General features: G+C 71.8%; 17 protein-coding genes. 1 reads left to right on the top strand and 16 read right to left on the bottom strand.

Annotated features, from left to right (window positions below):
- Positions 1–19 precede the first annotated feature (19 nt).
- The 12 genes from dnaE to E4P40_RS14975 form a co-directional block, all read right to left on the bottom strand.
- Positions 20–3,595 (bottom strand): DNA polymerase III subunit alpha, encoded by a 3,576-nt coding sequence (gene dnaE, locus E4P40_RS15030; RefSeq protein WP_135159359.1) that lies wholly within the window; start codon positions 3,593–3,595, stop codon positions 20–22.
- 211 nt (positions 3,596–3,806) lie between these two features.
- On the bottom strand, positions 3,807–4,223 hold the full coding sequence (locus E4P40_RS15025; RefSeq protein WP_245160360.1) for a GNAT family N-acetyltransferase: 417 nt from the start codon (positions 4,221–4,223) through the stop codon (positions 3,807–3,809).
- 17 nt (positions 4,224–4,240) lie between these two features.
- Positions 4,241–5,029, bottom strand: a complete 789-nt coding sequence (locus E4P40_RS15020) for a CPBP family intramembrane glutamic endopeptidase (RefSeq protein ID WP_135159357.1) — start codon at positions 5,027–5,029, stop codon at positions 4,241–4,243.
- A 13-nt stretch (positions 5,030–5,042) separates the two neighbouring features.
- A complete protein-coding gene (locus tag E4P40_RS15015; RefSeq protein ID WP_135159356.1) occupies positions 5,043–5,990 on the bottom strand; it encodes an RluA family pseudouridine synthase in 948 nt (315 codons plus the stop codon).
- A gap of 27 nt (positions 5,991–6,017) precedes the next feature.
- On the bottom strand, positions 6,018–6,566 hold the full coding sequence (gene lspA, locus E4P40_RS15010) for a signal peptidase II (protein ID WP_135159355.1): 549 nt from the start codon (positions 6,564–6,566) through the stop codon (positions 6,018–6,020).
- A 125-nt stretch (positions 6,567–6,691) separates the two neighbouring features.
- Positions 6,692–8,287 (bottom strand): glycoside hydrolase family 13 protein, encoded by a 1,596-nt coding sequence (locus tag E4P40_RS15005; RefSeq protein ID WP_348519649.1) that lies wholly within the window; start codon positions 8,285–8,287, stop codon positions 6,692–6,694.
- 100 nt (positions 8,288–8,387) lie between these two features.
- Positions 8,388–9,653 carry a sn-glycerol-3-phosphate ABC transporter ATP-binding protein UgpC gene (gene ugpC, locus E4P40_RS15000; protein WP_135159354.1) on the bottom strand — a complete coding sequence of 422 codons (1,266 nt, stop codon included), beginning with the start codon at positions 9,651–9,653 and terminating at the stop codon, positions 8,388–8,390.
- A gap of 49 nt (positions 9,654–9,702) precedes the next feature.
- Positions 9,703–10,536 (bottom strand): carbohydrate ABC transporter permease, encoded by an 834-nt coding sequence (locus tag E4P40_RS14995; RefSeq protein ID WP_135159353.1) that lies wholly within the window; start codon positions 10,534–10,536, stop codon positions 9,703–9,705.
- A gap of 3 nt (positions 10,537–10,539) precedes the next feature.
- Positions 10,540–11,499 (bottom strand): sugar ABC transporter permease, encoded by a 960-nt coding sequence (locus E4P40_RS14990; protein ID WP_135159352.1) that lies wholly within the window; start codon positions 11,497–11,499, stop codon positions 10,540–10,542.
- The gene (locus E4P40_RS14985; protein WP_135159351.1) at positions 11,496–12,848 is read right to left on the bottom strand and encodes an extracellular solute-binding protein; all 1,353 of its coding nucleotides are present in this window, start codon (positions 12,846–12,848) and stop codon (positions 11,496–11,498) included. The genes E4P40_RS14990 and E4P40_RS14985 overlap by 4 nt, the downstream gene beginning before the upstream one ends.
- Before the next feature lie 148 nt (positions 12,849–12,996).
- Positions 12,997–14,235, bottom strand: a complete 1,239-nt coding sequence (locus E4P40_RS14980; RefSeq protein WP_135159350.1) for a DUF4032 domain-containing protein — start codon at positions 14,233–14,235, stop codon at positions 12,997–12,999.
- 128 nt (positions 14,236–14,363) lie between these two features.
- Positions 14,364–15,875, bottom strand: coding sequence for a potassium/proton antiporter (locus E4P40_RS14975; protein WP_135159349.1), 1,512 nt, complete (start codon positions 15,873–15,875; stop codon positions 14,364–14,366).
- A gap of 106 nt (positions 15,876–15,981) precedes the next feature.
- Between E4P40_RS14975 and ileS the strand changes: the two genes are divergently transcribed.
- Positions 15,982–19,125: an isoleucine--tRNA ligase gene (gene ileS / locus E4P40_RS14970; protein ID WP_245160358.1), complete on the top strand. Its 3,144-nt coding sequence runs from the start codon at positions 15,982–15,984 to the stop codon at positions 19,123–19,125.
- Positions 19,126–19,186: 61 nt separating this feature from the next.
- On the opposite strand, the gene E4P40_RS14965 is transcribed toward ileS, so the two are convergent.
- The 4 genes from E4P40_RS14965 to sepF form a co-directional block, all read right to left on the bottom strand.
- Positions 19,187–19,723, bottom strand: a complete 537-nt coding sequence (locus E4P40_RS14965) for a hypothetical protein (protein WP_135159348.1) — start codon at positions 19,721–19,723, stop codon at positions 19,187–19,189.
- 118 nt (positions 19,724–19,841) lie between these two features.
- The gene (locus tag E4P40_RS14960; protein WP_135159347.1) at positions 19,842–20,570 is read right to left on the bottom strand and encodes a DivIVA domain-containing protein; all 729 of its coding nucleotides are present in this window, start codon (positions 20,568–20,570) and stop codon (positions 19,842–19,844) included.
- 99 nt (positions 20,571–20,669) lie between these two features.
- Positions 20,670–20,969 carry a YggT family protein gene (locus E4P40_RS14955; protein WP_135159346.1) on the bottom strand — a complete coding sequence of 100 codons (300 nt, stop codon included), beginning with the start codon at positions 20,967–20,969 and terminating at the stop codon, positions 20,670–20,672.
- A gap of 82 nt (positions 20,970–21,051) precedes the next feature.
- Positions 21,052–21,502: cell division protein SepF (sepF, locus tag E4P40_RS14950; RefSeq protein ID WP_135159345.1), on the bottom strand; the 451-nt coding region annotated here is incomplete at its 5' end.

Here is a 21,502-nt window from a genome sequence, read left to right as displayed (position 1 = left end):
CCAGTGAACCTCACCCGGCTCAGAGCAGGGCCACGCTGGTCGGGCCGAGCAGGGCCTTGATGTCTCCCATCAGCGCGGTGCTGGGTCGCACCCGCAGGCCCTGGTCCAGGCGCAGGACGGTCTCGCGGCTGCCGTTGACGAGCTTCAGCTGCACCTCGGTCGTGCCGGGGTGGCTGCCCAGCACCTCGCGGAGGCGCTCCACGACCGGCGGGGTGCAGCGTGCGGCCGGCATGGACACCAGCACCGGGCCGCGCGGCCCCTCGGTGAGCTCGGGGATGCTCACCTCGGAGGCGAACAGCGACGGCTGGTCGTCGCGGCGGCTGATCCGCCCCTTGACCACGACGATCTGGTCCCGGACGACCTTGTCCGACACCTGCGCCCATGTCTTGGGGAAGAACAGCACCTCGAGACCGGACTCGAGGTCCTCCAGCGTCGCGATCGCCCAGGGCGCGCCCTGCTTGTTGGTGCGCGGGCCGACCGCGGTCAGGATGCCGGCGACCGTCACGTTCGCGCCGTCCTCGACGCCACCGGCCATGATCTCGGCGAGCGGGGTGTCGGCGTTGGCCGCGAGGACGTGCTCGACTCCGTGCAGCGGGTGGTCGGACACGTAGAGGCCGAGCATGTCCCGCTCGAACACCAGCCGCTCGGACTTCGACCAGTCCGCGGTCGGGATGGCGATGTCCATCGCCCCGCCGAACGGGTCGTCGGCCTCGCCGTCCCCGCCGAAGCCGCCGAACAGGTCGAACTGCCCCTCGGCCTCCTTGCGCTTGAGGCTCATCGCCATGTCCACGGCGTTGGCGTGGACGGCGACCAGTCCCTGACGCGAGTGCCCGAGGGAGTCGAAGGCGCCGGCCTTGCAGAGCGACTCGATGACCTTCTTGTTGCAGGCCACGGCGTCGATCTTGCGCAGGAAGTCGGCGAAGTCCTTGAACGCGCCCTGCTCCTCGCGGGCGCGGGCGATCGCCTCGACCACGTTGTGCCCGACGTTGCGCACCGACGCGAGTCCGAAGCGGATGTCGGTGCCGACGGCGGTGAAGTCGGCCGAGGACTCGTTGACGTCCGGCGGGAGCACCTTGATGCCCATCCGTCGGCACTCGGCCAGGTAGACCGGCCGCTTGTCCTTGTCGTCGCCGACGCTGGTGAGGAGGGCGGCCATGTACTCGGCCGGATAGTTGGCCTTGAGGTAGGCGGTCCAGTACGAGATCAGCCCGTAGGCCGCGGAGTGCGCCTTGTTGAACGCGTAGTCGGCGAACGGGACGAGGATGTCCCACAGCGTCTTGACCGCGGCCGGCGAGAAGCCGTTGGCCTTCATGCCGGCCTCGAAGCCGACGTACTCGGCGTCCAGGACCGACTTCTTCTTCTTGCCCATCGCGCGGCGCAGCAGGTCGGCCTTGCCGAGGGAGTACCCGGCGACCTTCTGCGCGATCGCCATGACCTGCTCCTGGTAGACGATCAGGCCGTAGGTCTGGCCGAGGATCTCCTCGAGCGGCTCGGCGAGCTCGGGGTGGATCGGCGTGATCTCCTGCTGGCCGTTCTTGCGCAGCGCATAGTTGGTGTGCGAGTTCGCGCCCATGGGGCCGGGCCGGTAGAGCGCGCCGACGGCCGAGATGTCCTCGAAGTTGTCCGGCCGCATCAACCGCAGCAGCGACCGCATCGGCCCGCCGTCGAACTGGAAGACGCCCAGGGTCTCGCCGCGGGCCAGCAGATCGTAGGTGGCCGGGTCGGTGAGGTCCTTGCTGATCTCGTCGAGGTCGATGGCCTCCTTGCCGTTGATCACGATGTTGCGCAGCGCGTCGTCGATGACCGTCAGGTTGCGCAGGCCCAGGAAGTCCATCTTGAGCAGGCCGAGCGTCTCGCAGGTCGGGTAGTCGAACTGCGTGATCACCGCGCCGTCGGACTCGCGCCGCATGATCGGGACGCTGTCGATGAGCGGGTAGCGGCCGATGATGACGCCGGCGGCGTGCACGCCCCACTGCCGCTTGAGGCCTTCGAGCTTGCGCGCCTGGTCGATGACCTCGGCCGCACCCGGGTCGGACTCGTACCGGGCCCGGAACTCCGAGGCCTCCTTGTAGCGGTCGTGCTTGGGGTCGAAGATGCCCGACAGCGGGATGTCCTTGCCCATCACGCCCGGCGGCATGAGCTTGGTCAACTCGTCGCCGACGGAGTAGGGCCGGTCGAGCACTCGGGCGGCGTCCTTGATCGCGGCCTTGGCCTTGATCGTCCCGTAGGTGACGATCTGGCTGACCCGCTCCTCGCCGTACTTCTCCGACACGTAGCGGATGACCTCGCCCCGGCGGCGGTCGTCGAAGTCGATGTCGACGTCGGGCATGGAGACGCGCTCGGGGTTCAGGAACCGCTCGAAGATCAGGCCGTGGGCCAGCGGGTCGAGGTCGGTGATGCCCATCGCGTAGGCGGCGAGCGAGCCGGCGGCCGAGCCGCGGCCCGGGCCGACGCGGATGCCCTGGTCCTTGGCCCAGTTGATGAAGTCGGCGACCACGAGGAAGTACCCCGGGAAGCCCATCTGGCAGATGATCCCGACCTCGTAGTCGGCCTGCTTGCGGACGTGGTCGGGGATGCCGTTCGGCCACCGCTTGTGCAGCCCCCGCTCGACCTCCTTCACGAACCACGAGGTCTCGTCCTCACCCGCGGGCAGCGGGAACCGCGGCATCAGGTCCGCGCCCTCGGTGAACTCCACCCCGCACTGCTCGGCGACCAGCAGCGTGTTGTCGCAGGCCTCGGGCAGGTCGGTGAACAGGGCCCGCATCTCGGCGGCGCTCTTGAGGTAGTAGCCGTCGCCGTTGAAGCGGAAGCGGTTGGTCTCGTTCAGGCGCGACCCGGTCTGGATGCACAGCAGCGCGTCATGCGCCTGCGCGTCCTCCTTGTGCGTGTAGTGCAGGTCGTTGGTCGCCAGCAGCGGGATGCCGAGGTCCTTGGCGATGGCCAGCAGCGCCGGCCGGGTCTTCTTCTCGATGGACAGGCCGTGGTCCATCAGCTCGGCGTAGAAGTTCTCCCTGCCGAAGATGTCCTGGAAGTCGGCCGCCGCCTGCCGGGCGCGGTCCTCCTTGCCGGCGCGCAGCCACATGTTGACCTCGCCCGACGGGCAGCCGGTGGTGGCGATGAGGCCCGAGCCGTAGCGCTCGAGCAGGTCGCGGTCGAACCGTGGCTTGCGGTACTGGCCCTCGAGGCTCGCCAGCGAGGAGATCCGGAAGAGGTTGTGCATGCCCTCGGTGGTGCGCGCCAGGAGCGTCATGTGGGTGTACGCGGCCTTGCCGCGGTTGGACCCGCCGTCGCCCTCCTCGTCGATGAGGTTGTCGCCGAAGTCGAACGGCGCCCGGTCGAACCGGGACCCCGGCGTGTAGTAGCCCTCCATGCCGATGATCGGCTTGACGCCGGCGTTCGTGGCCTGCTTGTAGAAGTCGTAGGCGCCGAAGACGTTGCCGTGGTCGGTCATCGCCAGCGCCGGCATGCCCTGCTCGGCGGCGGCCTTCGTGACCTCCGGGAGCTTCGCCGCGCCGTCCAGCATCGAGTACTCGGTGTGGACGTGCAGGTGCGCGAAGGAGGACTCCGCGGATCGGGAACTGGCAGCGCTGCTCACGGGCGGTCGGTGCTCCTCAATGGTCGTGCGTGCCCGGCCGTCGGGATCAGGGCGGGGCGACCGGCGGGGAAGACCGGTGGGTGCGGTGCGGGGCTGCGGTACCGGCGGGCCGGTGCCCCAATCCTCGCACTGGGAGGTGTCTATCCCGAAGGTCTGACAGAACGTGTCGCGCCCCGGCGGACCGATCCGTCACACCCGTCCCCCGCGTCGCCTAGGGCAGGGACCGGCGCATGGTGATGTGCGCGATACCGGCCTCCTCGTACTCCGCGCCGACGGCGGCGTAGCCGGCCCGCTCGTAGAAGCGCCGGGCGCTCACCTGCGCGTGCAGCTCGATCTCGCCGACCCCGCGCGACCCCGCCTGCCGGTGCAGCTCCCCGAGGACGGCGGCACCGTGCCCCCGGCCGCGCACGGCCGGGTCCGCCGCCATCCGGCCGATCGACGCCGTCCCGTCGCCGCGGAGCAGGAGCCTGCCGGTGGCCACGACCGCACCGGCGTCGTCGCGGCTGAGCACGTGGACGGCGGTCGCGTCCGCGTCGTCCTGCTCGATCTCGGGCGGGACGCCCTGCTCCTCGACGAAGACGCGGGTCCGGAGCGTGGCGATCTCCGGCCAGTCCGATGGCGTCGCCACGGACGCCGCCGGCGCGGTCACGCGGCGGCCCGGCCGGCCGGGAGCACCCGCGCGGGCACCAGGAGGAAGCGCAGGTCGATGACCGCGTGCAGCAGGACGGGCAGCAGCAGGGAGCCGGTCTGCAGGTAGACCGCGGCCATCACACCGCCCAGGACACCGGTGGTCACGATCCCGGCCATCCCCTGGTAGGCGTGCGCCAACCCGAAGGCCACCGCCGCCACCAGCACGAGGGCCCCGGTCGGCAGGCCGCCCGCCAGCGCGGCGACCACCGCCAGGAAGAACCCGCGGTAGAGCCACTCCTCGCACACGCCGGCGGTCACGCCGACCACGGTGAACAGCCGCCGCTCCCCCGCCGTCCGCGGCAGGAGGGCGACGGTCGCGTGCCCGGGAGGCTCGGCGTGCCGGCCCTCTCCCTGCCTTCGGACCACCGCTCCGGGGTCCTCGAGCAGCGCACCGGAGCGCAGCGCGCGGGTGGACACGACGACGAAGAGCAGCACCAGGACGACGACGAGCGCCGCCACGGGCCCGGGCCACTCCTGCGGCCAGCGCAGCCCGACCTGGCCGGCGTCCACCCCCGGGGCCGACAGCCAGACGACCAGCGCGAGCAGCGCGAGCCCCCACTCCAGGACCAGCAGCCGCCGGTAGAACGACCGGCGCGCGCCCGGGTCCGAGCGCAACCGTCCCTCGAACCGGCGGTGCAGCACGTGCCCGACGACCGGCTCGCCCAGCACCAGGTAGAAGGCGACGATGACGGCCGCGAGCGCCGCGGGACCGAAGTCGGCGAGGGAGTCCGGCAGGCCGTTCACGGCCGGCCGGCGATCAGGCCTCGGCGCGCAGGACGGCCAGCGCGCCGGCGAGGTCGGGCGGGTAGTCGCTGGTGAACTCGGCCCAGCTGCCGTCGGCGGGATGCGGGAAGCCCAGCCGGACGGCGTGCAGCCACTGGCGCTCCACGCCGAGGCGGGCGGCCAGCGTCGGGTCGGCGCCGTAGGTCGTGTCGCCGACGCAGGGGTGGCGCAGCGCGGAGAAGTGGACGCGGATCTGGTGCGTGCGGCCCGTCTCCAGCTGGATGTCGACCAGGCTGGCGGCCGGGAACGCCTCGATGACCTCGTAGTGGGTCACCGACGGGCGGCCGCCGCTGACGACGGCGAACTTCCAGTCGTGGCGGGGGTGGCGGTCGATCGGGGCGTCGATGGTGCCCCGGGACGGGTCGGGGTGCCCCTGGACGAGGGCGTGGTAGCCCTTGGAGACGGTCCGCTCCTTGAACGCCGCCTTGAGCGCGGTGTACGCGCGCTCGCTCTTGGCGACCACCATGACGCCGGTGGTGGCGGCGTCCAGCCGGTGGACGACGCCCTGTCGCTCGGCGGCACCGGAGGTGGAGATCCGGTACCCGGCCGCGGCCAGACCCCCGATCACGGTGGGACCGTCCCAGCCCGGGCTCGGGTGCGCGGCCACGCCGACGGGCTTGTCGACCACCACGACGTCGTCGTCGTCGTGCAGGATCGTCATGCCCACGACCGGGCGCGGCGCCGCCGGTTCCCCGGGCGGAGGGGGCAGCTCGACCTCGAGCCAGCTGCCGCCGCTGAGCCGGTCGCCCTTGCCGCGGACCCGGCCGTCGACCAGCACGTTCCCGGCATCGGCCACTTCCGCCGCCGCTGTCCGCGTGAGCCCGAACAGCCGGGCGAGGGCCTGGTCGACCCGCTGTCCCTCGAGCCCGTCGGGCACCGGCAGGGCACGGTGCAGTCCCGGAGAGCTCGTCACGGCACCCATTGTGACGGTCCGGCGCGGCCGACCGGTTCAGGCGGCGTCGGCCGGCGACTGATCCTTGGTCCTCGTCCCGTCGAACTCGATGCCGCGCAGCGCGAGCAGGGCCCCGAGGATGCCGCCGCAGACGATGGCCGAGTCGGCCACGTTGAACACCGGCCACACGCTGCCGTCGGGGCCGAAGACGGACAGGAAGTCGACCACTCCCCCGCGCAGGAAGCCGGGCGCCCGGAAGATCCGGTCGACCAGGTTGCCCAGCGCCCCGCCGAGGACCAGGCCGAGGGTCACCGCCCAGCCGGTCGAGTACATCCGTCTGGCCGTGCGCACGATGACGACGGCGACCACCACCGCGACCAGGCTGAACAGCACCGTGGCGCCCTCGGCGAAGGAGAACGCGGCACCGACGTTGCGCAGCTGGGTCAGGTAGAGCGCACCGCCCAGCAGGCGGATGTCCTCACCGGGCTCGACGGTCGCGACCACGATCACCTTGGTCACGAGGTCGGTCACGAGGATCCCGGTGGCCAGGAGGAGGAGGAGCCGGGTCCGCGGGCGCCGCGGGGGGACGGCGGCGGACGCGCCCACCGGTTCGGGCTGGTCGGACAGGACGTGCTCCTCGATAGGCGGGGCTGGGCGGCGACCGCTCCGGCGACCGTCCTGTCGAACGATAACCGTGCCGGTGCCCCGCGCCGGTCCGCCGCGTCCGGGCCTCAGCCGCCGTCGACGCGGAACCAGGCGGCGGTGTCGGGCGGCAGCCGGCCGGGGACGGGGCCGCTGGCCAGCAGGACGCTGCCGTGACCCGTGACGTCCACGGGCTCCGCCGAGAGGTTCACGACGCAGCGCAGGGCCGTGCCCCGGTCGAAGGCGAGGACGTCGGGCCCGCCGTCGAGCCAGGTCAGCGGCGCGTCCGCGAGCCGCGGGAGGCTGCGGCGCAGCGACAGGGCGGTCCGGTAGAGCGCCAGCGTCGACCCCGGGTCCCCCAGCTGCGCGGCGACGGTGGACGCCGCCCACCCCGCCGGCTGCGGCAGCCACGGCGCGACGCCGGCGTCGGTGAAGCCGAACGGCGGGCGGTCGCCGTCCCACGGCAGCGGCACCCGGCACCCGTCGCGGCCCCGGACCGTGTGGCCGGAGCGCTCCCACGTCGGGTCCTGGAGCGCGTCCTCCGGCAGGTCCTCGACCTCCGGCAGGCCCAGCTCCTCGCCCTGGTACACGTAGGCGCCCCCCGGCAGGGCGAGCGTGAGGAGCGCCGCTGCCCGGGCGCGGCGCAGCCCCAGGACGGGGTCGGTCGTCGACGCGGGCAGCGCGGCTCCCCCGAACGCCGCCCCCGTCGAGGCCCGGCCGAACCGGGTCACGTGCCGGGTCTCGTCGTGGCTGGAGAGGACCCAGGTCGCCGGCGCGCCGACAGGCGCCAGGGCCGCGAGCGTGCCGTCGATGACGCGCCGCAGGGCCCCGGCGTCCCAGGGCGCGGTGAGGTAGTCGAAGTTGAAGGTGGTGTGCATCTCGTCGGGGCGCACGTACCGGCTCAGCCGCTCGGGGCCGTTGACGACGGCCTCGGTGACGAACACCCGGTCCCCGGGATAGGAGTCCCCGATCCGGCGCCAGCGCCGGAGGATGTCGTGCACCCCGTCGACGTCCCAGTGGGGGTTGCCGACCCAGGTGCGGGACTCGAACGCCGCCCCCGGCCCGTGGCCGGCGTCGGGCAGCCCCGGGGCCTTGGCCATGGCCGGCGCGGCGTCCACCCGGATCCCGTCGATCCCGCGGTCGAACCAGAACCGCAGGATGGCGTCGAAGTCCTCCCGGACGCCGGGGTGGTCCCAGTCGAGGTCCGGCTGCTGCGGCGCGAACTGGTGCAGGTACCACTGCCCCGGCGAGCCGTCGGGCTCCCGCACGCGGGTCCACGCGCGGCCGCCGAAGGCGCTGATCCAGTCGTTGGGCGGCTCGTCACCACCGGCCCGGCCGTCGCGGAAGAAGTACCGGGCACGCTCGGGCGACCCCGGCCCCGCGGCCAGCGCGGCGACGAACCAGGGGTGCTGCTCCGAGGTGTGATTGGCGACCAGGTCGGTGATCACGCGGATGCCGAGCGCGTGCGCCTCGGCGAGCAGCACGTCGGCGTCCGCGAGCGTGCCGAAGCGCGGATCGATCTCGCAGTAGTCGGCCACGTCGTAGCCGCCGTCGGCCATCGGCGAGGGGTACCACGGCGTAATCCACACGGCGTCCACGCCGAGATCGGCGAGGTAGGGCAGGCGGCTGCGCAGGCCGCCGATGTCGCCGACCCCGTCACCGTCGGAGTCGGCGAAGCTGCGCAGGTAGACCTCGTAGACGACCGCGCTCCGCCACCACGTCCCCGTGGCCCCGTCCCGGGTCCCGCCCTGAGCTTGCGAAGGGTGGGGAGGACGGGGTCCTTTTTCAGACAGCGCCGACCGCGGTCGCGCCGCCCTGCCGGGTCCTGGACTCCTCCACCTGCTCCACCCGGTCCTGCGTCGCCATCCGCGTGAGTTCCGCGCCGGCCTCGGCGTCACGGGTGAGGTTCTCCCCCGACTGCGGGTCGAAGACGTGGATCTTCCGGCTGTCGAGCCAGAACTCCGCCTCCTGGCCCTCCCGGATACGGCTGGTCGAGTCGATCGACACGATCGCCTGGGTGCGCAGCTCCTCGGAGTCCAGCTCACGCGCGAGCTCGCGCAGCTGGGCGGTGACCGCCTCCGGCGCCTCGTACGGGATGTAGGCGAACTGCGAGTCGCCCAGCCACTCGGTGACGTCGACCCGGGCCCGGAAGGTGGACCCCAGCGGGCGCTTGGCCTCGTCGACGAGGGAGGCGTCGTCGAAGTACTCGGGGCGGATGCCGACCAGGACCAGGTCCCGGCCCTTCACCTGGGCCATCCGCTTCTCGCCCAGCTCGATCGTTCCGAACGGCGTCTCCAGCCCGTTGCCCTTCGGAGTGGCGGGCAGGAAGTTCATCGGCGGCGACCCGATGAACCCGGCGACGAACAGGTTGACCGGCTGCTCGTAGAGCTCGCGCGGCGACGCCACCTGCTGGATCTTGCCCTTCCGGAGCACGCAGACCCGGTCGCCCAGCGTCATGGCCTCGGTCTGGTCGTGGGTGACGTACACGGTGGTGATGCCCAGCCGGCGCTGCAGCCGGGAGATCTCCGTGCGCATCTGCCCGCGCAGCTTGGCGTCGAGGTTCGACAGCGGCTCGTCGAAGAGGAATGCCTCGGCCTGGCGGACGATGGCGCGGCCCATGGCCACCCGCTGGCGCTGGCCACCGGAGAGGTTCGCCGGCTTGCGCTCGAGGTGGTCCTTGAGCTCCAGCACGTCGGAGGCCTCGGTGACGCGGCGGCGCACCTCGTCGTCCGGCGTCTTGGACAGGCGCAGCGGGAAGGCGATGTTCTCGTACACCGTCATGTGCGGGTAGAGCGCGTAGTTCTGGAAGACCATCGACAGGTTGCGGTCCCGCGGCGCCAGGTCGTTGACCCGCTTGCCGCCGATGATCATGTCGCCGCTGGTGATGTCCTCCAGCCCGACGATCATCCGGAGCAGCGTCGACTTCCCGCAGCCGGACGGGCCGACCAGGATCATGAACTCGCCGTCGGCGATGTCCAGGCTGACGTCGTTCACGGCCGGGAACCCGTCGCCGTACTGCTTGACGATGTTGCGCATCTCGATCGAAGCCATCAGATCTCGTCCCCTCGGTGGGTCGGTGATGTGGAGAGCACGGCGGGAGTCATCCCTTGACCGCGCCGTTGGTCAGGCCGGCGACGATGCGCCGCTGGAAGAGCAGGACCAGCACGACGACGGGAATGGTGACGATCACGGCGGCCGCGGCGATCACACCCGTCGGGTCCTCGAACTGGGAGGCGCCGCTGAAGAGACCGAGCGCCGCAGGAACCGGCCGGGCGGCCTCGGTCGAGGTCAGCACGATGCCGTAGACGAAGTCGTTCCAGGCGATGAAGAACGCGATGATCGCCGTGGTGAACACGCCGGGTGCGGCCAGCGGGACGATCACCTTGCGGAACGCCTGCCACGTCGTCGCACCGTCGACCTGCGCGGCCTGCTCCATCTCCCACGGGATCTCGCGGAAGAAGGCGGACATCGTCCAGATCGAGATCGGCAGGGTGAGCGACAGGTAGGGGATGATCAGCCCGGGCCAGGTGTCGTAGAGCCCGATCTGGCGCCACACGTTGAACAGCGGCGTGACGATCGAGATCACCGGGAAGATCGCGACGACCAGCGCGGTGGACAGGATGAGCCGCTTGCCCGGGAAGTCGAGGCGGGCGATCGCATAGGCCGCGAACATCGCCAGGATGCACGAGATCGCCGTGGCGATCAGGCAGATGCCGAACGAGTTCCGCAGCGCCGGCAGGAAGAGGTCGCTGGCGCTGCCGGTGAGGATCGACGAGTAGTTCTCCCCGGTGGCGTTCGTCGGTAGGAACTGGCCGTTGGCGATGTCGGACGGGGCCTTCAGGGAGATCGACACGATCCAGGCGATCGGGAACAACGCGTAGATCACGATCAGGACGCCGCCGACGATCCACCAGACCTTCTTCTTCGTGGACATCTGCTACTCCCCCCGCGCCTGGGACAGGTCGACCTTGAAACCCTTGATGAAGACCAGGGCGATGAGCATCACCGAGATGAACAGCAGGACGGAGACCGCGGAGCCCAGCCCGATCTCCAGTCGGGCGATTGTTTGTCGGTACGCGAGGAACGAGACCGACTCGGTGCCGTTCGCACCTCCGGTCATGATGAAGATGCTGTCGAAGACCCGGAAGGCGTCGAGGCTGCGGAAGAGAAGGGCGACCATGATCGCCGCCTTCATGTTGGGGATGGTGACCCGCCACAACCGCTGCCACCAGGTGGCCCCGTCGACCTGCGCGGCCTCCTGCAGCACCTCGGGAACCTGGGCGAGTCCGGCGAGCAGCAGCAGCGAGATGAACGGCGTCGTCTTCCAGATCTCGGCCAGGCAGATCACCAGCAGCGACAGCCATTTGTCACCGAACCAGTCGGTGTCGGCGGATACACCGGGTATCCACGCGAACCACGAGTTCACGAAGCCGGTGTTGATGTCGAAGGCGAACTGCCAGGCGAACGCCGACACGACGGTGATCACCGCGTACGGGATCAGGATGGCCGCACGCACGACCGGCCGGATGGAACTGAGCGCCTTGGCCATCACCATGGCGAGGCCGAAGCCGAGCACGAGCTCGACCGCGACGGTCACGACCGTGATGAAGAGCGTGACGGCGATCGACTGCCACCACAGCGAGTCGCTGAGAATCACCCCGTAGTTCGTCAGGCCGTTGAACGCCCGGTTGTCCGGGTCGGTCAGCCGGTACGAGAAGAGCGACTCGTAGAGCGCCTGGAGGATGGGATACGCGGTCACCGCCAGCATCACGAAGAAGGCGGGGCCGGCCAGCATCCAGCCCAGCTTCCGTTCGCCGCGCGCGCGGTCGGTGATTCCCCCCTTCGGTGCGGAGACCGGCTCGGTCTTCTTGGTCGGGGGAAGGGTCGTCGTGCTCACAGCAGTTTCTCCCCTCGCAGCACAGCGCTGATGAGGTCGCTCGCTTCCTCACCGGTGTTCTCGTCGACCGCGGTCGCCGGGTGGTACTCGCGCTGCAGCGCCCCGGAAACCTCGCTGTAGTAGACGGTCAGCGGCCGGGGGGCCGCGTTCTCCAGGGACTGGAGGATGACGGGCGCCTGCGGGAAGATCTCGAGCACCTCCTCGTCCTCGTAGACCGACGCCTTGGCGGCGGGGCTGCCGTTGTCGATGAAGTAGAAGATCTGGTTCTCCTCGGAGACGATGCACTCAGCCGCCTCGTACGCGGCGTCGACGTTCTCGCTGTAGGCACCGACGACGAGGTTGATCCCGCCGTAGGGCGGCCGGCTCTCCTCGTCCTCGAGGACCCGCGGGTACTGCGCCCACCCGTAGTCCTCCGGCACGCTGGCGTCCAGCGTGCCCGCCTCGACGGCGCCGAGGGCCCGGCCCCAGACGAACGGCCAGTTGACCATGAAGGCGGCGTCGCCCTCTTCGAAGTCCGTGACGTTGGCGTCCTCGCCGGCGGTCGTGAACGCCGGGCCTCCGACGGTGCTGACGCTGTTCATGACCTCGGCGGCGGCCTGCGCGGCCTCGGACGTGAGGCCGAGCTGGATGTCGGCCGGGTCGTCGGCGGTCTCCTCGATGATGTGCCCGCCGGCGGACTCGATGAGGGCGTTGACCCACACGGTCAGCGCCTCGGCCCGGATGCCCTGGGCGGCGATCGTGGTGTCCTGGTCCTGCGCGGCCTCGACCAGCTGCTCCCAGGTGACCGGCTCGTTCTCGAGGTCGAGACCGGCCGCCTCGGCGACCGACTTCTTGTACCAGAGGAGCTGGGTGTTGGCCCAGAACGGGACGGCGACCAACTCGTCGTTCCACGTCGAGCCGTCGATGGCACTCTGGACGACGTCCTCGGTGACCCGCTCGGCGACGTCCTCCGGCACCGGGGCGAGGAAGCCCGCCTCGGCGAACTCGGGGATGTAGGGCGGGTCGAGGCTCACGATGTCGATCGAGGAGTCCTCCGCGGCGAGGCGGCGGACCAACTGCTCGCGCTGGGCCGCAGACTCACGGGGCAGCTGCGCCGTCTCGATCGTGTAGGCGCCACCGGCCTCCTCGGTGCACCGGGCGGCCATCTCGGCCTGTCCCCCGGCGTCGGGGTTGATGTACCAGGTCAGCGTCGACGCCCCGCCGTCGTCACCACCGCACGCGGCCAGCGTGCCGGCGGTGACCAGCAGCGCCGCGGCGCTCGCGACACCCCGCTTGGGTGACCTCCGCCTGCTCCGTGCCGTTGGGGGTGAACCCCTCCCGGATCGTTCGAGGCCGGCACCGTCGCGCATAGGTCATCGCCTCCGTTGGCGTGCCCGGGGACTGGGGGTCACCGCTGGGACGCAGCGTGGTGCAGGTCACAGGGGGTGTCAATTCGGACCAGCGCCGTCCGGGGAAAGGACACCGGACCGAGATCAACGGCGCCACGACGACGGCCGATCAGCCGTCCGAGACGAGCCCCGCGATGACCGACGGGGTGGTGACCTCCTTGGGGGTGTTGGGGAGGACGGTGGCGAAGTAGGACTCCGCCGCCTCGACCGTCCCGACGTCCTTGCCGGCATGCTCGGACAGGAACCACCGGTGCTCGAGGACCTCGTGGAAGACCTCGGCCGGCGCGAGCCGGCCCACGAGCTCCGCCGGGATGGCATCCACCACGGCCTGGTAGATCTCGGCCAGCCAGCGGTGCGCTGCGTAGGACTCCGGCACGGGACCGCCGGACTTCTGCTCGAGGTGGGCCTTGAAGGCGCGGATGTCGTTGAGCAGGCGGCGCGCCTGGCGCTCCTGGACCTCCAGCCCCGTCAGCCGGAACAGCTCCCGCCGGTGCTGCCCCGGCTCGGCGACCCGCGTCTCCACCCGCAGCTTGGCGCCCTCGTCGGACGTGATCAGCTCGACCTCGCCCACGTCGAAGCCGAGGTCGTTGAGCCGCTGGAGACGCTCGGCGATCCGCCACTGCTGCTCGTCGACGCTGAACACCTGCTCGTGGGTGACCTCGTTCCACAGCGACTCGTAGCGGGGGGCCAGGCCCTCCGCCACCTCGATGGGGTCGATGTCGGACGGCAGCAGCTCGCCGAACTGGAGGTCGAGCAGCTCGGCGCCGATCCGCTCCCGCGCGAGGTCGACGTCGTACGCCCGCTGGCCCGGCGACAGGGTCGGATACCGCTCGACGGTCTCGGCGTCGACGAGGTAGGCGGCCAGCGCGCCCGCATCCGGGCGGAACAGGGTGTTCGACAGCGAGCAGTCGCCCCAGAAGACACCGGCGAGGTGCAGCCGGACCAGCAGCTCCACCAGGGTGTCGAGCAGCCGCTCCGCCGAGTGGTCGCCCCGCGGGCTGGAGAACAGCCACCGGTAGGACATCGAGTACTCGAGGTAGCGGGTGACCAGGATCGCCTCCTGGTCGTGCGGGCGGTCCACGCAGATGCCCAGCACGGAGACCGTCGGCAGGCCCTCCTCCTCGAACTCCCCGAGGAGGCGGTACTCATGCCTGGCCAGCCGCTCGTTGATCTCCTTGAGCGCGAAGACGTGCCCGCCGGAGGCCACGAAACGGACGACGTGCCGCGAGATGCCGCGGGACGGGACCTCGAGCAGCAGGTGGGGGTCCCACTCGGCCAGCGGCTGGTCCCAGGGCAGGCTGAGCAGCCCCGTCGCCTCGGCGGCGGGTGGGCGGAAGAGAAAGCGCATCGCGTCCTCCGGTGGTCGCGACAGCGGGCCGTCGGACGCCGCTCGGCCGTGGGCGGCATGCCGATCGGGGACACGATCCCACGCCCCCGTCGCGTCCGCTGCGCCTCGGCCGACCAGGCGGTCCGGCGTCAGTCGCGCTGGGTCGCCCTGCCCGACTCGCCCCGCCAGCTGGCCAGCCGGCCGGCCCGGCTGACCGCCCGCAGCCGTCGCTCGGCCTCGGCCCGGGACCGGCGGGCCGACACCAGGAGCGCCTGGTCCCCGCGCATCAGGCGGGTGGTGTCGTCGGGTACGAACGACCGTCCCTCACGCACGATGAGCACCACGGCGGCGTCCTCGGGCAGCCGCAGCTCCGGGAGGTAGACGCCGTGCAGCCGGGACCCCGGTGACACGGTCAGCTGCATGAGGTCCGCGTCCAGCTCGCCGAGCGGTGCGGACTCCACCTCCACGTCGCGCGGGGTGACCGGTGCCGCGATCCGCAGCCGCCTGGCCAGCCACGGCAGCGACCAGCCCTGGACCACGGTGAAGACGACGACCAGCACGAACACCGTGTCGAAGACGGTCGTCGCACCCGGGACCTGCGCCGTCAGCGGGATGATGGCCGCGACGATCGGCACCGCCCCCCGGAGGCCTGCCCAGGAGATGAACGCCTGCTGGGCCCACGGGAACCGGAACCACACGAGGCTCGCGACCACCGACAGCGGCCGGGCGAGCAGCAGCAGTGCGCCGCCCACGACGAGTGCCGGCCCCACGGCCTCGGGCAGGCGGGCCGGCGACACGAGCAGTCCCAGCAGCACGAACAGGCCGATCTGCGCCAGGGAGGCCATTCCTTCGGCGAACCCGACGCTGGCCGTGCGGTGCGGCACCGCCGCGTTGCCGAGCACCACACCGCAGAGGTAGACCGCTACGAAGCCCGACGTGTGCGCGAGCGAAGCGGACGCGTAGGCGAGGACGCAGAGCGCCAGCGTCGCCAGGGGGTAGAAGCCGGCCACGGGGAGCGCCACCCGACGCAGGAGCTCGGCGCCCAGGAAGCCGATGCCGATCCCGAGGACCGCGCCCCCCGCGAGCTCACCGGCCACCACGGCTCCGACCACCCACCACGGCTCGGTCGTCTCGCCGGTGAGCGACTCGGCGAGCACGGTCACGAGCAGGATGACCGGCGCGTCGTTGAGGCCGCTCTCGGCCTCCAGCGAGGCGGCCATCCGGCGCGGGAGGGGCAGTCGACGCAGGGTGGCGAAGACGGCGGCGGCGTCGGTGGAGCTGATCACCGCCGCGAGCAGCAGGGCGAAGCCCCAGTCGTAGCCGAGCAGCAGGACCGCGATCCCGGCGGTGACGCCCACGCTCACCGCGACGCCGACGGTGGCCAGGGACACGCCGGGCCCGATGGCCCGGCGGACGTCGGCCCACCGCGTCGTGAGACCACCCTCGGCGAGGATGACCACGAGCGCGGCGTACCCCAGCGTCTGGGTGAGCTGGTAGTCCTCGAACTGCACGCCCAGCCCGCTCTCGCCCAGGGCGACGCCCAGAGCCAGGTAGAGCAGCAGGCTGGGCAGGCCGACGCGGTCGGCGAGCCGGAGGGCGACGGCTGCCACGAGGACGACGAGGGCGCCGACAGCGAGGGCCACGGTGACCGTCGTGTTCACCGGGCGCCCACCATGGGGGCAGTCTCCCGTACGCCCGTGTCGGCGCCGTGTCCGCACGCGGGTGCGGGGCGCGAACCGGTTTGCCGGTTCGGGGAGAATGGGTGCCGTGAGTAGCCCCTCCCCCACCGGCCCCTTCGCCGCGCTGCCCCCTCAGGTCGACCTGCCCGCCCTGGAGCAGGCGATCCTGCAGCGCTGGGAGGCCGACAAGGTCTTCGCGCGCACCCTCGAGGGGTCGGCCGGCCGACCGCAGTGGGTGTTCTACGAGGGGCCACCGACGGCCAACGGCCGACCGGGCACGCACCACATCGAGGCGCGCGCCTTCAAGGACGTCTTCCCGCGCTTCAAGACGATGCAGGGCTGGCACGTGCCCCGCCGCGCGGGCTGGGACTGCCACGGCCTGCCCGTCGAGATCGCCGTCGAGCAGGAGCTCGGCTTCGGTGGCAAGCCGGACATCGAGCGCTACGGGATCGCGGAGTTCAACGCCCGCTGCCGGGAGTCCGTCGAGCGGCACGTCGACTCGTTCTCCGAGCTCACCCGCCGGATGGGCTACTGGGTCGACATGTCCACCGCCTACTGGACGATGGACCCCGCCTACATCGAGAGCGTCTGGTGGTCGCTCAAGCAGATCTTCGAGAAGGGCCTGCTGGTCGAGGACCACCGCGTCGCGCCCTACTGCCCGCGCTGCGGCACCGGCCTGTCCGACCACGAGGTCGCGCAGGGGTACGAGACGATCACCGACCCGTCGGTGTACGTCCGGCTGCCTGTCACCAGCGGCGAGTGGGCCGGCAGGGCCGACCTCCTCATCTGGACGACGACGCCGTGGACGCTGCCGTCGAACACGGCCGTCGCCGTGCACCCCGACGTGACCTACGTCGTCGCACGCACCGGCGAGGGGACGTTCGTCGTCGCCGAGCCGCTGCTGGGCGCCGTCCTCGGCGAGGACGCCGAGGTGCTGGCCCGCACCACCGGCCGGGACTGGGAGCGGGTCACGTATCAGCGCCCGTTCGAGCTGGTCGAGTTCCCCGAGCCGGCTCACTTCGTCGTCCTCGCCGAGTACGTGACCACCGAGGACGGCACCGGTCTGGTGCACCAGTCCCCCGCCTTCGGCGCCGAGGACCTCGCGGTCTGCCGCGGCTACGGCCTGCCCGTCGTCGTGCCGATCGACCCGACCGGCCACTTCCTGCCCGAGATCCCCCTCGTCGGCGGCCACTTCTTCCAGGCCGCGAACCCGGCGCTGGTGCAGGACCTGCAGGAGCGGGGCGTCCTCTTCCGCGAGCAGCGCTACGAGCACAGCTATCCGCACTGCTGGCGCTGCCACACGCCGCTCATGTACTACGCGCAGCCGTCCTGGTACATCCGCACCAGCGCGATCAAGGACGAACTCCTCGCCGAGAACGAGAAGACGAACTGGTACCCCGAGAACATCAAGCACGGCCGGTACGGGGACTGGCTGAACAACAACGTCGACTGGGCGCTGTCGCGCGACCGGTACTGGGGTACCCCGCTGCCGATCTGGCGCAACGACGCCGACCCGACCCGGCTGGTCGCGGTCGGCTCGCTCGCCGAGCTCTCGGAGCTGACCGGGCGCGACCTCACCGACCTCGACCCGCACCGCCCCTTCATCGACGACGTGACGTTCACGCTGCCCGGCGAGGAGGGCACCTTCCGGCGGGTCCGGCAGGTGATCGACGCCTGGTACGACTCCGGGTCGATGCCGTTCGCCCAGTGGGGGGCGCCGCACCGCAACAACGAGGAGTTCGAGGACGCCTACCCGGCCCAGTTCATCTGCGAGGCGATCGACCAGACCCGCGGCTGGTTCTACACGCTGATGGCGATCGGCACGCTGGTGTTCGGGCAGAGCTCCTACGAGAACGTGCTGGTCCTGGGCCACATCCTCGCCGAGGACGGCCGCAAGATGAGCAAGCACCTCGGCAACATCCTGGAGCCCATCCCGCTCATGGACCGGCACGGCGCCGACGCCGTCCGCTGGTTCATGCTGGCCGGCGGGTCACCGTGGTCGGCCCGTCGGGTCGGCCACGAGACGCTGTCGGAGGTCGTCCGCAAGGTCCTGCTGACCTACTGGAACACCGCGAGCTTCTTCACGCTCTACGCCGAGGCAGCGGGCTGGGATCCGGCAGAGGTGCCCGCCCCCGCGCGCGCCGACCGGCCGCTGCTGGACCGCTGGGCGCTGGCGGAACTGGCGTCGGTCACCTCCGGGGTGACCGACGCGCTGGAGGACTTCGACACCCAGGGCGCCGGCCGGCTCCTCGCGGGCTTCGTCGACGACCTGTCCAACTGGTACGTCCGCCGGTCCCGGCGCCGCTTCTGGGACGGCGACCCGGCCGCGCTGGCCACCCTGCACGAGGTGCTCGACGGGCTGACGCGGCTGATGGCCCCGTTCACGCCGTTCGTCACCGAGGAGGTGTGGGCCCGGGCGGTCGCGCCGGGGCACGCGGACGCGGTCGACTCCGTGCACCTGGCCTCGTGGCCCGCCGTGGAAGAGGCCGCGCGGGACGACGAGCTCGTCGCGCAGGTCGCGCTGGTCCGGCGCCTGGTCGAGCTCGGCCGCTCGGCGCGGACGTCGGCCAAGGTGCGCACCCGTCAGCCCCTGGCGCGCGCGGCCGTTGCGGCACCTGGCTGGGCCGCGCTCCCCCGCGACCTCGTCGCCGAGGTGAGCGACGAGCTGAACGTGGCCGAACTGGTCGAGCTGTCGGCCGTCGGCGAGCTCGTCGACGTCACCGTCAAGGTCGACTTCCGGGCCGTCGGCCGGCGGCTGGGCAAGCAGGTGCAGGCCGTCGCGAAGGCGGTGGCCGCCGCCGACCCCGCGGCCCTCACCGCCGACTACCGCGCCGGGACGGCGACCGTGGAGGTCGACGGAGCCGCCGTGCCGCTGGCCGACGGCGACCTGGTCGTCACCGAGACGCCGCGGGAGGGCTGGACGGTCGCCAGCGGCGGCGGGCTGACGGTGGCGCTGGACCTCACCATCACGCCGGAGCTCGAGCGCGCCGGCCTGGTGCGCGAGGTGATCCGGCTGGTGCAGGACGCCCGCAAGACCGGCGGCCTGGAGGTCAGCGACCGGATCGAGCTGTGGTGGACCGGGGACGGCATCCTGGCCCAGGCGCTGGAGGAGCACGCCGCGCAGGTCGCCGGCGAGGTGCTCGCCGTGCGCGTGCACGCCGCGACGGCCGGCGAGGGACCGGGCGTCGAGGGTCCGGCGGGCTCCCGCTTCTGGGTGGCCCGCGCCAGGTGAGCTGAGAAAGGACCCCTTCCTCCCGTCCCTCGCACGCTCGGGCCGGTGCCCTGGAAGGGGCCTAACTACCGGCCGCCTTGCGGGCGCGCACCCGCTCGGCGAGGTTCCGGTCCGGCGCGCAGACGGCGCACGGGGTGAATCCGTCCGTCCGCGCCTCGTCGATCGGCAGCGGGACGGGCGTGTGGCCGCGGAGGTGGACGCAGCCGGCCAGGTGGTAGCGCGGGTGCTCGTCGAGGACGTAGACCTCGTCGGTGAGGTCGACGACGAGCAGCAGGTCGGTGACCTCGACCTCCTCGACGGGCGGATCGGGCAGGTCGCCGGCTGCGTCGGGGACCGCCGACGGCTCCCAGGTCGCGGGCATCTCCGTCGCGGCCGCCCCCGGCGTCGTCCGCTCGGCGGACGCCGGCGTCGCGTCCTTCCCCCGCCCGGCCGCCGGAGTCCGTCCCGGGCCCATCGTCCGTCGCGCGAGGAAGAGGAGCACGGCGGCCACCACGCAGGCGGCCACGCAGCCCCAGTAGAAGGCGGTCACGCCGGTCAGGACGCCCGCGACGAACAGTCCGAGGCCCAGGAGCACCATCAGGCCGGCAGCCAAGATCACGCTGCGACTGTAGGGCTGCGCCCACGCCGGCCGCCCGTTCAACACGGCCGGTTCACCCGCACGACGAACGGGGCCCCCGGACGAGTGTCCGGGGGCCCCGTTCTCGGGCGGTACCGCCTCAGGCGCTGGCGTGCTGGTTCTGCCGATTCGCCGCTGCGGGCTCGGCCGACCCGCGGCTGTCCAGGTCGCGGAGGTGCGACTCGAGGTAGGACCGCAGGCGGGTGCGGTACTCGCGCTCGAAGGTCCGCAGCTCCTCGATCTTGCGCTCGAGGCTGCTGCGCTTCTCCTCCAGGCCGCTCATCGCCTCGACGTGCCGGCGCTCGGCGTCCTGCTCGAGGGCGGCGGCCTTGGCACGGGACTCGCGCTCCATCGTCTCGGCGCGCGTGCGCGCGTCGCCGACCATTGATTCGGCCCGGTGCTTGGCCTCGGCGACCATCTGCTCGCTCTTCTGGCGGGCGTCGGTCATCAGCCGGTCGCTGTTGGTCTTAGCGCCGGTGAGCATCTGCTCGGCCTGCGTCTTGGCCTCGTTGACGTAGCGGTCCGCGGTCTCCGTGGCCAGGGCCAGCATCCGGGAGGCCCGGGCGCTGTCGTCCTCGCGCGGCTGCTGGACCGGCGGCGGGGGCGCCGCGGCGACCGGGACGGGTGCGGGCGCGGGAGCCGGGGCCTCCTCCACGCGCGCGTTGCTGCGGCCGTTGGCACGCAGCTCGTTGTTCTCCTCGATGAGGCGGGCCAGTTCGGCCTCCACGACGTCGAGGAAGGCGTCGACCTCGTCCTCGTCGTAGCCCCGCTTGCCGATGGGTGGCTTCTTGAAGACGACGTTGTGCACGTCGGCAGGCGTGAGTGGCATCTCAGGTCACCTCGGGTCGGACGGCGGGCACAGGGACGGTTCGCGGACGTGCGGCAGCGCACATCCGTTCCACGTCTCTACCCCCGGAGGGAAAGGCAGTCACGCTGCGGCGATGGCGAGTCGGGTCGCGAAGCTCCGCAGGAGCAACACGGCGATCAGCAGCACCATAAACCCGAGGTCCAGTCTGATGGAGCCCAGGTTCAGCGGCGGGATGACCTTGCGGATCGCCTTGAGCGGCGGGTCGGTCGTGCTGTACACGACCTCGAGCCCGGCAGCGACGAGCCCGGAGGGACGCCAGCTGCGGGCCAGCACCATCACCCAGTCCACGACGAACCGCGCGAAGAGCAGGACGAGGAAGACGAGCAGCACCGACGAGACGATCGACCAGAAGAGAGCCACAGTCCTCGTTCGTTCGGGGCACCGCGCGTGCCGTGTCCGCCGGCAGCCCGGGTTGCCCCGGGCAGCCGGTCATGGGCAGGCCTCAGGACTGGTTGAAGAACCCGCCTTCGCGGATCCGCGCCTTGTCCTCGGCCGTCACGTCGACGTTCTGCGGGCTGAGCAGGAACACCTTTGCCGTGACGCGCTCGATACTACCGCGCAGCCCGAAGGACAGACCGGCAGCGAAGTCCACGAGGCGCTTCGCGTCGGCGTCGTCCATCTCGGTGAGGTTCATGATCACCGGCATCCCGTCGCGGAAGCGCTCCCCGATCGTGCGCGCCTCGTTGTAGGTGCGCGGGTGCAGGGTGGTGATCCGGTAGGGCTGAGCGGGAGCCGGAGCCGGCTCGGCGACGGCCACCACGGGCTCGCGGACGGCCAGGCTCGCGGCGGTGGCGCCGACGGGCCCACTGCCACTGCCGCTGCTCATCGCGCCGATCCGCGACGGACCGGCGCCGGCGCCGGCCGGGGCCAGGCCGAGCGGCCGCGGCGAGATC

It is taken from the genome of Blastococcus sp. CT_GayMR20 (genome assembly GCF_004570345.1).
The sequence above is the reverse complement of the archived record's forward strand: the minus strand, read 5'-3'. Positions and strand labels throughout refer to the sequence as shown.